We start from the raw sequence: 14,558 nt of genomic DNA, 5'->3' as shown, positions 1-14,558 counted from the left end.
TTATTCGAATAATCCAACTTAATTTATTCCGATTTCTTTTTTGCTTGATTGCCCTAAGGTAACGATGCTTCATAATTAATTTTTCGATTTTTAAAACATCTGTTGCGGAAAGGAAATTGAAACAGCCAGAATGGAATAAAGTAGCAGAAGTTTACATCATTGCGTTATTATGTCAAACTCGGCATACCCTATTTTGTTGTCGGATTGAGTATTTTGTAAAGCCTGCAACTTTATATATCGTGCCTTGCGGGGTGCAAATGATTTCGATTGTAACAAAGGATTGTTTTTAATATTCGCAAATTCACCTTCTTCAGCTTTTGTCCATTCAACGCCATCCGACGAAACAAAGAATGCATATTTTGTAACGATACCTGAAGCCCACCAGTTTTGGTCAGGCAGGTATTTGAAGCCACTTACGTTTTCAATCTTACCAAGATCAATGACCAGGTCAATTGGCATTTTCTTGCTATTATCCTGGTACCATTGTGTGCCAGGATTGCCATCGAGTATATTATAACATTTATCATCACTAATGCCAATTATCTTCCACGACTTCCTGGCTATGTCAAACTTTTCTTCTGTTAATGCACTCGTCTTTCCCGTTTTCGGATCATAAGCAATAGTCTTCATGACGACTTTGCCATCATTCGTTTTTATCGGGCCATTGTACTTTGAAGATTTAATCGTAGGCGTACTGCCATTCATTGTATAATATAACTGCGATTCAGCGTCTGCAGGTATAATCCTCACATCGCCCGAACGCTCACGAATTAAAGTTGGCGGAGCCAATATTTGCGGAGCATTATAAACTTCGATGTTGGAAATAAGCGGGCAACTTTTTGCATCGGTAACAGTAAAGCGAAGCTTTGTAGCCTTAACCGTGGGAAAGCGAAGAATACGTTTATAACCAATGGTGGTTGCTTTGGCCAGTTCTTTCCATGCTCCATCTGCAAAAGCTTCTACTGTAAAGGATTTTACACGCTGTCCTAGTTTTATATACTCCTGTGCGAGAAAACGATTGAAAGAAACAGGCTTTGTAAAGGTCATTGTCAACGAGCCGGCTTTAACATTATCGTCAGTGGTCCAATAAGTTTCGTTGCTTTGGTCAATGGCTTTGTCTGCTCCAAATTTTTTATCTTTTCCCCGAAAACCAGAACTCTCTGCTTTAGCCCCTTTAAGTAAATTTACAGCAAATGCTTCCCTTACGGCTTGCCCAAATTCTATTACTGCTTTTTCATCTTTTGGATGAATCAATCCACTTGGCATGATCGGGAAGTTTAAGAGCAAAGTAGCATTACGACCAATGGAGTTGTAGTATATCTCCATCAACTGCGGTACTGTTTTTACCTTACTATCCTCTTTTTTATGATAAAACCATTCAGGCCTGATGGAAGTGTTTACTTCACCAGGTACCCACTTATTACCATTTTCTAATCCATATCGAAGCATGTTTTCCGGTACATCGCCGGTTGAATCTAATAAACTCCAGTTTGTTTCGCCAACATACCCTGCTTCAGTTCCCACCCATCGAAGGTCAGCCCTTTCTCCGCCGTCATTCCAGATGACTATTTTGGGTTGTAATTCACGTACAAGTTTGTAAGTATTCGCCCAATCATAGTAGGTTGTACGATCAATTTTACGTGTTTCGTTGGCACCGCCATAATAGCCGGAGCCGCCATTAGCTCCATCAAACCAGATTTCAAAAATATCTCCGTAGTTAGTCAGTAATTCCCTCAGCTGATTTCGGAAATAAGTTATGTATTCTGGTTTTCCGTAGTCTGCCCTGTTTCTATCCCAGGGTGATAAATAAATACCCAATTTCAATCCATATTCTTTACAGGCGTTTGACATTTCTCGAACAATATCGCCTTTACCATTTTTCCAGGGACAATTCTTTACAGAGTATTCGGTATACTTTGATGGCCATAAGCAAAAACCGCTATGGTGTTTGGCTGTAAGAATAATACCCTTCATCCCAGCCTCCTTAGCAGTACGAGCCCATTGCCTGCAATCGAGCGAAGTAGGATTGAATATTTTAGGGTCTTCATTACCATTTCCCCAAGCCATGTCGGTGTAGGTATTAACGGAAAGATGCACAAAAGCATAATATTCCATCTGCTGCCATGCCATTTGATTTTCAGAAGGTAAAGGTCCGTAAGGCTTTGGCGCATTTACCTGGCCAAATGCATAAAAATGTAAACTAGCAACCAGGAGAAACGCTAAAAGTAGACTTTTATAATTCATGTGATTGGCTCGTAGGTGAGTTTTTACCTTTTCGATGGTTTAATTTATTAAAAAACGGAAATTTAAAGTGTTTCGTTTTAAACTCATTTTTATATTCCAAAAAATCAAAAGGATCATTAAAATTTACCGAGATTCGACATTAATAATTGTCCTGACAATAAAATTTCCTTTGCCTGAACAGAAGCATAGTGAAAAATAAATCCCTTGACAGGCTCAAACTTCTTGATTCCATGTTCTGCTAATTCTGCCTTATATTATTTATACATCTTGCACTTTTCGTTTTGCAACTTTTCTATTAACAAATCTCCCAATATATACTGCAATTACAGTTGGGAGAGCCATTAAAAAGTGAAAAACAAATTCGAATGGTATAAGGTTGTGGCTGCCCTTAAAAACAACTCCCTCTATTATTGATGTTAATGGGAAAATCAAAAACAGGCATATTCCGCAATACCAGGGATTAAGCTTGTAATAATATCCAAGTAAAAATCCGGTAATAAAGAAGTAGACGTTTGAGAGCAAAGTATAGTTGTTTCTTAAAAAAGATGAATAGTAATATTCTCCCTTTACAGGTACTGATACATTCTGTATTATACTGCAAAGAAGAATTATGATTACTCCAATAATTATCAGGATAAGATAGATAATCCATTTTGAAGTTTTAGCACTGGTTTTAATCATTCTTAAACTCATACAGTTTTTAGTTTCGATTGAATATCACCCGCGAAAATTTTGCTGCTAGCAGGAAAACTGTGAAAAAACTATTCACAATATAAGCAGCAAAGTGGATAAAAGGAATAGGTTAAAAAGATAAGCGATAGTTAATTTACCGTAGCAGCATATCATAATACTGATCGCTATCAAACAACATTATCCTCTCTTGAAGGTTATAATTTACAGATAACGAAGTGGTATCGTAGGTGTGTATGTTGAGAAACTTAAGTTGCAGAAAAGGGGTTAAAAGAATTAAAAAGAAAAGGCGCAACGAAGTAATAAATTGACGGCTTCAAAAGCTTCGATGCACTTTATTTCGCTTTACAACCTATAACAAACTGCATTTATATTCATACCAGCACCAACAGATGCAAAAACAATTACATCTCCCTCTTGTATAAAGTGTCGATCGTCTTTCCCTTTCAAGACAAGATCAAATAAAGTCGGAACTGTAGCAACAGAACTATTGCCAAGATAACCGATGCTCATGGGCATTATATCTTTTGGAGCCTCTTTAAACCCGTACAGTTTATATAAAGCCTGGATAATCGCCTCATCCATTTTCTCATTAGCCTGGTGTATAAAAACTTTTTTAATATTTTCTATATTTACCTTGCTTTTATCTATACATTCTTTTATAGCTGGCGGCACATTCTTTAACGCATATTCATACACTTTTCTGCCTTTCATTTTCATATAACGTAAAGTGGGATCGCGTTCAGGAAAGTAGGAAGTATCCATATTTATATAATCTACTTCTTCTTCGCAATGACTCAAGGTGGAAGCAGAAAGAATACCGCTTCCATTTTCCTGTACCTCTTTATATTCAATAACTGAAGCACCTGCACCGTCGCTAAAAATCATACTATCTCTGTCATATACATCTATTATACGCGACAATGTTTCTGCTCCTATTACCAATGCTTTAGTTGCTATACCCGCTTTGAAAAAAGCATCCGCGTGTATAATGCCTTGTATCCACCCGGGACAACCAAACAAAATATCGTAACCAATACATTTTGGATTTTTAATCTTTAAATTGTGTTTAACCCTGCTGGCAAGTGCTGGTACCGCATCACTTTGTAATGTACCTTTAATGATATCGCCGAAATTTTGTGCAACAATTATTAAATCCAGGCTTTCCGGATCTATTCCGCTGTGTTCGATAGCTAACTTTGCCGCCATTGTAGCTATATCTGAAGTTTTCAGATTATCAGAAACATAACGCCTTTCAGCTATTCCGGTTATTTTTTCCAGTTTATCAACAATTATTTTTGGGTCAAGTTTAATTTGTTGCTTCTCTTCTGTATAAAATGTTTGAGAAAAGAATTGTGAGTTTGTTTTTACTTCAGTGGGAATATAACTTCCGGTTCCGGTAATTACTGATCGAAACATAGTTCTATAATGACTTTTTTACTATTATAATATGAAGGTATAATTAAGAGACAGAACTTTGAGATATTTTTCATTCTCTAGTCTACTTTGCACCATAGCAATATACCTGATCGAAGGATTAGTGGAAGTTCGATAAACAAACAAATTTGTAGGCAGTCCATGTGTTAAGTGCGATTACTAGGAAATAAAATGTCTCGTTTTAACCATTTTATTAGTTTTAATTGATTATGTTTGTTTCATGCCAGGTAAGGCAATAAATATAAACTTTTCAACAATAAACAAGTATCACTTAGTACTCGATACCCGTGATTGTTTTACCTGTTCATTTACTGAATTTCTTCCTTTCAATTCAGCAATGTATTACTACTCCAGCCTCAAAGCCTTTAAAACTATAACCCCGGCCTAACTATATTCTTCGAGGCACGGGGAAGTCATTGTTTCTTTTCAGTTATTACGTCAACGTTTCAATTATTATATCTCGAAACCAGCGAAAGGTTTTGCTGCTAAAAGCATCATTACAATAGCATTAATAACTGATACATTAATTACTCTTACAAAATTTATTTGGCGCCAATTCATTACTATTCCGGCTATAGAAATTACTGTTTCTGCGGGCCGGGGAGCTCAAATAATTATTCAATAAATTAAAATATTCTAAAGGATGACAACGATTATAGTGCCCTTTTCTAAGAATCTTAATAGCAGAATAAAAAGGCTGTGGAACATAACAAAACTTGCTAAAAGAAGAAGCTTCGATATTTCAAACAAAGAGGAAGTAGGTGGTAATGTTATTGCGTTAGATGTTGCAAAAAGAAAGCTGTTATATGCAAAAATTACTCCTCATACTTCATCATGTTTAATTATTAATTTAAACAATTTGGAAAAGTGTACTATTAAAAAAGAATATCACAGCATAAACGCAGGAGAATTAAAGACAAAAAAACTACATCAGTTTTTAAAAAGCATCTTCTTACATTTTGTTTTTAAAAATGGTTCAGGTACACTTTCCCTTCCCTTCTTTGATGCCAGGAAGGAGCAACAAGTTAATATCGAACAATTGGAGGCAAAAGCTAAAAAGTGGGAAACGATTGTTTCTAAAGTATTGCCCATTCAAATTAGAGATAGCATAAAAATCGTTTAGTTCACCATGATGGAAGGTTAATTCTTAACTCAGTTGCTTTCCACCAATGTGCAACCTCCTTTTAAACGCCTAAAAAATATCATCATGTTAGATAAAGAAAAAAAAACTTCTATAGGTGGTACTATAATACTGCTTCTTGTTTTTATAAATGCTTTCATTTTAAAAATTGCATTTATTCAAAATGAAAAGTGGTATGCGACATTAGTTATAACACTACCATTACTTCTTATTGCTATTTATAATGTCATAAGAAGACATGGCGCCTTACGTAAATACTCCTGTCGTTAGACGCTGTTCAATTTCCCGAAAACATTAATTCGAATTACGAAGATGTTTTTTAGGCTCATTTGAATGGCTAACTATTCAAATAAGGCAAACCCGTAACGATGCGTAGTTTATTGTAGCGATAGTTGGCTCAATCAATATGCATTAATTAATGAGAAGTTGAAACCATTTACCGTCATCATTCTTTCTGGTAACATTATCAAAATAAACAATTTTTATCCAATTCTTTCAATAGAAAATCATTGTAAAAACTCTATTATCAAAACTGGGTAATTACCGAAAAAAATATTATTATGTCTTCAACACTACTAATCGCTGCCATTATTTTATGTACAGTATTCTTCTTCATTATCGTATTTATATCATTGCATAGAAAAGGCAACAATAAAAAAATTGCACGGCAAAAAGCAGCATTTGCGGATTGCGTTTGGAAAAACAAGCTTGAAATAAGCGAAAAGGAAACGATAAACGATTATTTGTTGGCACTTGATGAGGCAAACTTTGTTCTCCTTTATATGAATTTAAGCCAGGAAAAAGAAGAAGCAGCTTTAATTGATTTATGGAAAATAAACACAGTTAACGTAACCACTGAAGATACTTATGTTTACGAACAGAGAAAAGGTAAACCCGTACAGGTTGATAAGCTGGTAAGCAAGCTGCAAATACAAGTAACTTTAGTCGACAGCCAAATAAAAGCCAACCTCGTTTTATACGAGTACAAAGATGGCATGAAAGACTTTTCGTTTATTAGAAAAAGGGCCGATTACTGGTGTCAAATAATTAATAAGGCGGTGCAGGAACTACCGCATCCTTCTAAACTAATAGTAACTAAAGTATAGATTTTTAGAACTAACGATTCCAACTTATGTAAGCTTAAGTACTTACGTCAAAGACGCATGAGTCGATAAATTGTAGTATCTAAGCCGGTAATAAAGGATAGAGCAAGTCAAAGATCTATAAAGCGGGAAATCTTCATCAAGGCAGGAGCTGTACAAACACGAGGATTTACCGCTGCAAAAAGCTGCTATAAAATAACCTAAGGTTATGATATAGCAGCCTGTGTTTCTACTGAACCATTTAAGATTACTTCATCCACATTTTCTCAAGCTCCTTTATAAAATATCCTCCTACAACACTTCTCGCCTGGAAACCGACCTGCTTACCATCGGTCGTTTCGTGCCAATCACTAAGCGGAACCCGGGTTGGTGTTTCTGTTGCATATTTATATACCGGGTCTATTAAGCTTTTAAAATCGCTTTCATTCTTAGCCAACGTAGCCGTCCACGTGATCCAGTCTGATTTTGTGTAAGTCTTCCTGCTGTCGAGAGGCAACCCGAATTGATTTTGTTTGCTTAAATAATAAGCAACTTCTTCATCGTATACTTTCTGCGGAAATAAATTCAAACCCAACAATTTATCCCAAACCATATTATATTTCTGGCTCCAGGTGTTCTTATCATTGAAAGTCAAAGCATAATGATCTCCCGCATCTGCTAATCCCAGCCATTTTGTAGTCATATCTTTAGCTAATCCACGGTATTTTTCAGCTACATCTTTCTTTCCCAACATGTCTGCTAACATAGCATACCCACCAACGCCAACTATTGCTTTTATAGATAGATTGGCATTTCTTGCAAGGTGACCTGCAAAATCATCGGTACATAATTGATTGGCAGGATCGAGACCTTCTTTTACTAAAAAGTCTGCCCATTTACTCATCGTTTCCCAATGCTTTTGGGCATATTGTGCATTACCTTCGGCTTTACCGATTGCTGCCGTAAGTATTACCATGTTTCCACATTCCTCTACCGGCATATCTTCTCCATATGTCTGACCATTTGCAAGCGGATAAGTTCCGAGATCATGAGCAGGAAAAGGTTTGGTCCATCTTCCGCTTTCACTGTATTCGAATATTCCGTTTAACATTCCTTTTAACAAATCAGGATTATATACAAGGAATAATGGTGCAGAAGGATATGTGACATCTACCGTATTGATAGAACCATTACTGAAATTTTCTTTAGATAAAAATAAAATTTCCCCTTTTGGACTTCTAACGAGCTTATGAGCCGAAATAGACTGACGATAAGCCATCACACATAATTTTGCATATTCTTCGCCGCCCGCTTTTACAGCATCATCATAAACTGTCTTATTTGCAGAATCACATTTAGCAAGTATAGAGCTATATTCTGTTGAAGCATTTTCCATTTCCTTTTCAATTGTTGCTCGACTTTTTTTCCACCATGGCTGCAAGTTCTGTTTAAAGTATTGGATCGAATAAAGATCATCATAACCCAACATCACCATTTTTTCTTTATCCTTACCTAATACTTTACCAAAAGGAATGATGGTATTTAACCATAAATTTTTACCGGTTAAATTTTTAGGAGTTGCTGCAGCAGAAAAAGCGGGGCGTCCGGGAGTGATACTTTGCACAGCGTTTGCCGACTTCGTTGCTGCGACGTACATGTATCCCCAATCGATGCGAAGGTTATCACCTTTTTTCTGTAAAACCGGTTGTTCTATGGTTCCGGCTTTTAAAATATTCAAATTGCCTGATGTATATTCCTGCGCTTTCACTGTCTGAAATGGCTCATTAACAGCTATAGCCGATGAAGCACCAAAGTACACCTGCGCGTTGTGTTGTTTGTTGTCGTTTGAACGGACTTTAAAAGAAACATAAGATACCGGACGCGACAGCAAATCAAGATCGCTCATAATTAAAGGCGAAGTGAAAGTGACCGCAAGATCTACGGCGCCACAGGTAAATGTATAAGCTGTTTGGGTAGCTTTTACATCTACGCTTTTTTGCTCAGCAAGTCGTATTTCAGAAGAAGATTTTGGTGCCGGTTTATCAGCAAGGCCTGCATCTAACCAAGCGCCTCCTTTTGTATTTGCACAATGTATAGCAAGAACATTTTGTCCTTTCTTCAGCTTTGTTTTAACCGCATCTTCCAAAGGAAAATTTTCAACTTTGCCATTCCAACAATCGCATGTATAAACCTTTTCACCATTTAGATAAACCTCGACATTATCATCGTGATGCAACTTTAGAAAAAGCTGATGAACATTCGCGTTATTCAGCGTAAACGATCTTCTAACCCAAATGTCTTTACTTCCCCAGAAAGTTTTGGCTTTTGTTTTATCATCACTAAACGGAGCGGTTCCTGTTTCCCATTTGCTATCATTGTAATTTGCACTCATCCAACCGTCTGCCGGCTCTGTTTCTGTGTATTTAGCAGCGTATGCTTTTTCGTCCGCTGCTGGCAGAATGGTTTGCATCGGCTCTTCTTCCTTTCCCAGAAAACGGTACACCTTGCCATCCACTTTTATCATTCCTATCATAGACTGTTCCGTTCCTGTCCAATGTCTGGTTGGCGATTTATTTAATTTATCAGTGAACGACCACAAACTAAGATACGGATCATGATTGATCAAAGGATAAGCAGGCGCTTTATCCACCTGTGCAAAAACCTGCTGACTAACGAGCAAACAAAAAGCAATTCTTCTAAACTGCAACAATTTCATAAAAATTCATTTAGCGTTTTCGATAATACTTTAAAATGAGTCCAACAAACCTTAGTTAACCACCGGTAATGCTGAAATGCGTAATCTCGCTGCCCCCATTGGGATCAGCTCTATCTGATCTTCTTTGGTTGTAACAGAGACCGGGCTTTGTGGCAAAGTATCGCACAAGCCATATTTATCCAGCGTCCATTCAGGAATAATTTTTCCCTTTGCCTTTAGAGCAAGTGGCACTGCATCAGGTGTAAACGGATAATTATTGGCTGGCCAAGGCTTTTTAATAATTTCAAATTGCTGGTCTAGTGGAGAATTATTAACGACAAGGCCATAATTCCACATACTTGCAGGATAGATTTCATAAGCAGGCCATTTAGAAGGATCGGCAGTTGCCTGCCATTTCGAATCACCTTGTACCTTTTTATTATCACCCACGCGATAATATTCATCAATTTTCAAGGAGAATGTTAGGGGACCATAATTTATACTAACACTGTTTTTATTCTTTTCCCATGTTTCTTTTTTTAATTGCATTGGCAGAATTAATTCCACCACGTCGCCTTGCTTCCATTTCTTCTCTATGCGTGCATAAGAACCTGGCTTAAGAGAAACGTTTGCTATTTTACCGTTTACTGAAACGTTTGCCTTTTCGCACCATCCCGGAACACGTAAGTATAAAGGAAAATTGCCGTCACCTTTTGTGTTTACTTCAATTTTTATATGGTCATCAAAAGGATAATTTGTGTATTGTTTTAAAGTTACAGTTTGTCCCTTTCCCTTACCAACCCTGGCCGTTACTTCACTGCTGTTATACAAAATAGCAGCTATACCATTATCAGGGGTTGCCATCCAAAGATGTTCTGCATAGTAAGGCCAGCCTTGAGCATGATTGTGCTGACAACAACGACTGCTGAAAGGATTCATCATTAAAAAAGGACCTTCATTTTGAATACCCGGAGCATGGTTACGGCTGTCGCTGATTGCCATATTTGGTGCAGTAAGGTAACGCAAACCTTTAAAATCGGGCATTACTGCTGCAGGATAAGTATTGAAGGCAACATTTTCACAATTATCGGCCCACATTGGGTCGCCTGTTATCCCGGTTAATATTTCGTCTGAAGCCATCTGCTCCACCATGCCGCATACCTCCACTGCCTGCCTTGGATCGTCATAACCTTTTCGTGCATTTTCGTCTGCCCCAAACATTCCACCGGGCACTTGTCCGTATATATTTCTTACCAGGTAGAAATCATTATAGGTTGCATTGAGAAAACCAGTGTCTTTAACCTGCATATAGTAGGTAGCAGGTTCGCGAAAACATTGGGCAATATTTACATTATGCCAGTTTGGTAAATTATTCTTTTGAGACCAATTAGCAGTATTACGATGAATTTTTTCGGCCAGATCAAGTAAAAATTTATCACCTGTTCTATTATACAACCAATAGACGCTGTATAAATTGTCTCCTCCCCTGCTGTTCTCCCAGTATATCTTCAAAAACTTTTCATCAGGCAATTTAGACTCCCATTTAAAATATTTTGTCATGAAAGGAATAACACGGGGATCCTTGCTGTATTCGTAATAAGATTGCATGCACCAAAGCATGATCATATTGGGCCATAAGTCGTATGTCTCGCCTTTATTTTCCTGGTGTTGATTTTCGACAATATGTGGTCCAAAATAACCGTCAGGAGTTTGACTCTGAAATACTTTATCGAGCCATAATTTAGTTTCTGCAATAATTTTTTGATCCTGCAAAATATATCCCAAATCACCATATCCTTTCAGCCAGTAAGGCACTTCTTCCCATCCATGATCACCCTTACCGTTACCGCTAAACCATGCATTATTTTTTTTATCAAGCCATGCACTTATTTCGCCAAGATTGCCAGTTAAACCATCCCGCTGCAATTCGAGGTATTTCAAGATCCATCCCTGAGGTTTTATGGAACCTGCCGGTAGCTTTATAAATTTCAAAGGAGTTAATGGAGCTTTGTTCCCGGCATAGAAACTGTTTGAAGATGAAGTCGGCGGAACGTCAACATTTGAAACGATAAAATCACCGCTTCGATCATCAGAATTTTTAAATCCTAAAACAGAAAGAAAGGCAAAACAGAAAATAATTTTTTTCATTCGATATTTTTTTAATGGAGAGGACTACCGAGGACTTCTCAAAAGTATATCACCACAGCAGTTCTTATTGCAAGTTATTCAACCAAAAATCAAAAGGCTTATTTCGGTCTGTTACTAAAGTACCATTCTTTATTTGTAATGAAGCCACTTGTATCGACGATCTTCTCAGACCGTAGGGCACAACTCCGTTAGTATTCAAAGGAGCTTCAGAATGTGATTTGCGGCCGGGATGAGTGAAATAAAAAACATAAGCTTTATTATCAACTACAATAACGTCTCCGTGTGCCCCGCTTGGCGTATCTTCTTCTCGTTGTGATGGCCCTTCCAGTATTACACCCTGCTTTTCCCAAATATTGCAGTCTTTTGATCTGTACACCCTCATTCCGTGCCACTCATCTGTTAGCATCCAGTAGTATTCTCCGAAATGAAATATTTTTGGACCTTCCTGTGCGCCAGCGATAGCAGGGGTTGTATTAATGTTCCATTTATATAGATCACTACTTTCGGCCATCATAATCGCACTTCCTTTAGCTTCGTCCTTATACCACATCCTCCATTTGCCATCAGGCATCTGGAAAAGTGATGCATCAATTACATTTTCCGACGTTAGCTTCAAAAAGCCCTGAAACTTCCAATTCCATAAATTTTTTGCTGTATAATGAGCCATTCGCTTCACCCCTCCCCAGTGATTTCTAACTCCCTCTATATACACCACAAACATATGATACTCGCCGTTGTGGTATACAACATCAGGTGCCCAAAATGTATTTACACCCGGGTCGAAGTCGAGCTTGAGTGTTCCTCTGTACACCCAGGTTTGCCCATTGTCTTTCGAAGATGCAATGCCGATAGGTGTTCCGTAACAATAAGCGACATCAGCAGCATCCAAATTCGCTCGTCTTTGTGTATATAACATCCACCACGATTTCTCCTGACGGTTCCATATAATAACCGGATCAGCGGCACCATCGGTTACAGGATCGCGATATAATGGCGCGGGAGCAATATGAACCCTGGAAACGGGACTATCTTGTGCTATACCCGCAGATGTTTCTACGATATTTATTATAAAAACAACTAATACCGCTAAGCAATTTTTGAAGGGGATTATCTTTCTTTCCATTAAGGGTTTTTAGCACTTAGCTGCGGATCATATAGTCTACTGTTTACTTCTTTTAACTTATCAAGCGGCATCTTTATAACCTTTCTGTCATAGGTCATAAAACCGTTTGTTTCTACTTCCACATCAGTCGTCTGTGTATAAACTGCTGCTGATAAACCCAGTTTGATTAATTCTGCCAACCTTTTTGTGTAGGAGGTATAAGTAGTAAACATACTGTCCGCCGTTGAAAATTTTCTATATCCCCAGTTACCTTTTTCTATCCAGGTGTGACCTTCGAGCGGCAAACCTAAACCGCCAAATTCGCCTAGAACAACGGCCTGTTTCGATCCAAAAAGATCGGGACGGGGCATTGCAGGATGAGGGTAATTGTGAAGGTCAACAATGTGTCCTACAGTATAAAAATTACCCCCGCTTGCGCTGTTTACCAATCTTGAAGGATCTTTCTGCATAGTCCAGTTTGTGATCTCTACGGTTTTAAACTGGCCCCAGGCTTCATTAAAAGGCGTCCACACTATAATACAAGGAAAGTTGTATAGTGCGTCGATAATATTATTCCAGTCTTTACGATAATAATTTTCAGACTCGGGTGTTCGATCTTTGTCTGTAGCTCTATCAATAACACCGGGTCGGTTTTCCCACTGGTTACCCAGGTCACCGCTCGGCATGTCTTGCCACACCACCATGCCTAACTTGTCACAGTAGTTGTACCATCGTGCCGGCTCTACTTTAATGTGCTTCCTTATCATGTTGAAGCCCATTTCTTTGGTTTTCTCAATGTCAAACTTGAGGGCTTCGTCTGTTGGTGCCGTATACAATCCGTCAGGCCACCAACCTTGGTCCAAAGGGCCATACTGAAACACAAACTTATTGTTCAACATCATTCTTTGAATGCCGTTTGCATCAGGCGCAAGTGAAGTTTTACGCATGGCAAAATAACTTTTCACCTCATCTAACACCTTTCCTTTTCGTACAACAGAAACGGTTAAATCATATAAAAAAGGATTTTCCGGTGACCAAAGTTTTGGATTACTAACAGTCAATGTAGTAGGTGCACTTCCATCTGCTGATTGTTCGGCAATTTTGTTAATGCCATCCCATGCCGAAACTTTCACCACGTCTCCGCTTTGCAGGTTTTCGACATTAGCTGCCACGGTAAGTGTCTGCTTATCAATATCAGGAGTTTGCTTTGTAGAAGCAATATAGGTTTTAGGAACAGCTTCGATCCAAACGGTTTGCCATATTCCTGTTACGGGTGTGTACCATATTCCCTCAGGATTTTTCACTTGCTTGCCGCGCGGTTGAGGACCCTCATCAGTTGGATCCCAAACTCTTACTTCAAGTTGTTGATTCCCTTTTTTTATAGCTGAAGTAATATCGAATGTAAATGGATCATATCCTCCCTCATGTGTTCCAACTTTTTTTCCGTTAAGGTAAACCTCGGTCTGCCAGTCCACTGCCCCAAAATGCAATAGCACATTTTTTCCTTTCATAGATGAAGGGACGGAAAAAGTAGACTTATACCATAGCAAGCTGTCTTTCCCTACTGTTTTTCCAACCCCTGATAAAGCAGACTCAACTGCAAAAGGAACAAGGATCTTTCCCTGGTAAGACGATGGCATAGCCTCTGTTTTTGGTAGAACGGAGTAATCCCAAAGGCCGTTTAAATTCTTCCAAATGCTGCGAACCATTTGAGGTCTTGGATATTCTGCCAAAGGACTTGTCGGGTTAACTTTCTCTGCCCAGGGGCTTACGATTTTGTTTCCTGCGATCTTCCATGCTGATTGCTGTGCAACGCTATAAACTGAAGAAAAGGCTACGGTTAACGAAATCAATAAATATTTTTTCACTTTCATTTTTAGTTTAGTAAATAATTGTGTTCTATATGCAAATTGAACGACCTACAAGCAAATTTTTTTTAATTGCTGGTCGTTCAATTCTAAATAAGGATAAGGAGATATTGAAAATCTTTTACTAATCAACTATGTGTAAGAGTTAGGT

Annotated in this window: 10 protein-coding genes; 3 read left to right on the top strand and 7 right to left on the bottom strand. The window is 38.1% G+C overall.

Annotated elements, in window-relative coordinates:
• Nucleotides 1-156 precede the first annotated feature (156 nt).
• From B154_RS0112850 to B154_RS0112840, 3 genes are all read right to left on the bottom strand, one after another.
• Nucleotides 157-2,244, bottom strand: coding sequence for an alpha-L-fucosidase (locus B154_RS0112850; RefSeq protein WP_018614663.1), 2,088 nt, complete (start codon nt 2,242-2,244; stop codon nt 157-159).
• 258 nt (nt 2,245-2,502) lie between these two features.
• The gene (locus B154_RS0112845; protein WP_157580687.1) at nt 2,503-2,937 is read right to left on the bottom strand and encodes a hypothetical protein; all 435 of its coding nucleotides are present in this window, start codon (nt 2,935-2,937) and stop codon (nt 2,503-2,505) included.
• 342 nt (nt 2,938-3,279) lie between these two features.
• Nucleotides 3,280-4,353: a 3-oxoacyl-ACP synthase III family protein gene (locus B154_RS0112840; RefSeq protein WP_018614661.1), complete on the bottom strand. Its 1,074-nt coding sequence runs from the start codon at nt 4,351-4,353 to the stop codon at nt 3,280-3,282.
• A gap of 661 nt (nt 4,354-5,014) precedes the next feature.
• On the opposite strand from B154_RS0112840, the gene B154_RS0112835 reads away from it, so the two are divergent.
• From B154_RS0112835 to B154_RS0112825, 3 genes are all read left to right on the top strand, one after another.
• On the top strand, nt 5,015-5,494 hold the full coding sequence (locus tag B154_RS0112835) for a hypothetical protein (protein ID WP_018614660.1): 480 nt from the start codon (nt 5,015-5,017) through the stop codon (nt 5,492-5,494).
• Nucleotides 5,495-5,578: 84 nt separating this feature from the next.
• Nucleotides 5,579-5,782, top strand: a complete 204-nt coding sequence (locus tag B154_RS0112830; RefSeq protein ID WP_018614659.1) for a hypothetical protein — start codon at nt 5,579-5,581, stop codon at nt 5,780-5,782.
• 290 nt (nt 5,783-6,072) lie between these two features.
• Nucleotides 6,073-6,618: a hypothetical protein gene (locus B154_RS0112825; protein WP_018614658.1), complete on the top strand. Its 546-nt coding sequence runs from the start codon at nt 6,073-6,075 to the stop codon at nt 6,616-6,618.
• 244 nt (nt 6,619-6,862) lie between these two features.
• Here the strand turns inward: B154_RS0112825 and B154_RS0112820 are convergent, their stop codons facing one another.
• The 4 genes from B154_RS0112820 to B154_RS0112805 form a co-directional block, all read right to left on the bottom strand.
• Nucleotides 6,863-9,310, bottom strand: a complete 2,448-nt coding sequence (locus B154_RS0112820) for a glutaminase domain-containing protein (protein ID WP_018614657.1) — start codon at nt 9,308-9,310, stop codon at nt 6,863-6,865.
• Between the two features lie 51 nt (nt 9,311-9,361).
• Nucleotides 9,362-11,437, bottom strand: a complete 2,076-nt coding sequence (locus B154_RS0112815; protein WP_018614656.1) for a beta-L-arabinofuranosidase domain-containing protein — start codon at nt 11,435-11,437, stop codon at nt 9,362-9,364.
• Nucleotides 11,438-11,501: 64 nt separating this feature from the next.
• Nucleotides 11,502-12,560 carry a family 43 glycosylhydrolase gene (locus B154_RS0112810; RefSeq protein ID WP_018614655.1) on the bottom strand — a complete coding sequence of 353 codons (1,059 nt, stop codon included), beginning with the start codon at nt 12,558-12,560 and terminating at the stop codon, nt 11,502-11,504.
• Nucleotides 12,560-14,413: a glycoside hydrolase family 2 gene (locus B154_RS0112805; RefSeq protein ID WP_018614654.1), complete on the bottom strand. Its 1,854-nt coding sequence runs from the start codon at nt 14,411-14,413 to the stop codon at nt 12,560-12,562. The genes B154_RS0112810 and B154_RS0112805 overlap by 1 nt, the downstream gene beginning before the upstream one ends.
• Nucleotides 14,414-14,558 lie beyond the last annotated feature (145 nt).

The sequence above is a fragment of the Segetibacter koreensis DSM 18137 genome (assembly GCF_000374045.1).
Taxonomy (GTDB): Bacteria; Bacteroidota; Bacteroidia; order Chitinophagales; family Chitinophagaceae; genus Segetibacter; species Segetibacter koreensis.
This window is presented reverse-complemented; position numbering and strand designations above follow the sequence as displayed.

What these genes read in the sequence shown, in the direction of transcription:
- B154_RS0112825 (WP_018614658.1), top strand. Translation starts at nt 6,073, where the DNA reads ATGTCTTCAACACTACTAATCGCTGCCATTATTTTATGTACAGTATTC.
- B154_RS0112845 (WP_157580687.1), bottom strand. Translation starts at nt 2,937, where the DNA reads ATGAGTTTAAGAATGATTAAAACCAGTGCTAAAACTTCAAAATGGATT.
- B154_RS0112835 (WP_018614660.1), top strand. Translation starts at nt 5,015, where the DNA reads ATGACAACGATTATAGTGCCCTTTTCTAAGAATCTTAATAGCAGAATA.
- B154_RS0112840 (WP_018614661.1), bottom strand. Translation starts at nt 4,353, where the DNA reads ATGTTTCGATCAGTAATTACCGGAACCGGAAGTTATATTCCCACTGAA.
- B154_RS0112830 (WP_018614659.1), top strand. Translation starts at nt 5,579, where the DNA reads ATGTTAGATAAAGAAAAAAAAACTTCTATAGGTGGTACTATAATACTG.
- B154_RS0112820 (WP_018614657.1), bottom strand. Translation starts at nt 9,310, where the DNA reads ATGAAATTGTTGCAGTTTAGAAGAATTGCTTTTTGTTTGCTCGTTAGT.
- B154_RS0112810 (WP_018614655.1), bottom strand. Translation starts at nt 12,560, where the DNA reads ATGGAAAGAAAGATAATCCCCTTCAAAAATTGCTTAGCGGTATTAGTT.
- B154_RS0112815 (WP_018614656.1), bottom strand. Translation starts at nt 11,437, where the DNA reads ATGAAAAAAATTATTTTCTGTTTTGCCTTTCTTTCTGTTTTAGGATTT.
- B154_RS0112850 (WP_018614663.1), bottom strand. Translation starts at nt 2,244, where the DNA reads ATGAATTATAAAAGTCTACTTTTAGCGTTTCTCCTGGTTGCTAGTTTA.
- B154_RS0112805 (WP_018614654.1), bottom strand. Translation starts at nt 14,413, where the DNA reads ATGAAAGTGAAAAAATATTTATTGATTTCGTTAACCGTAGCCTTTTCT.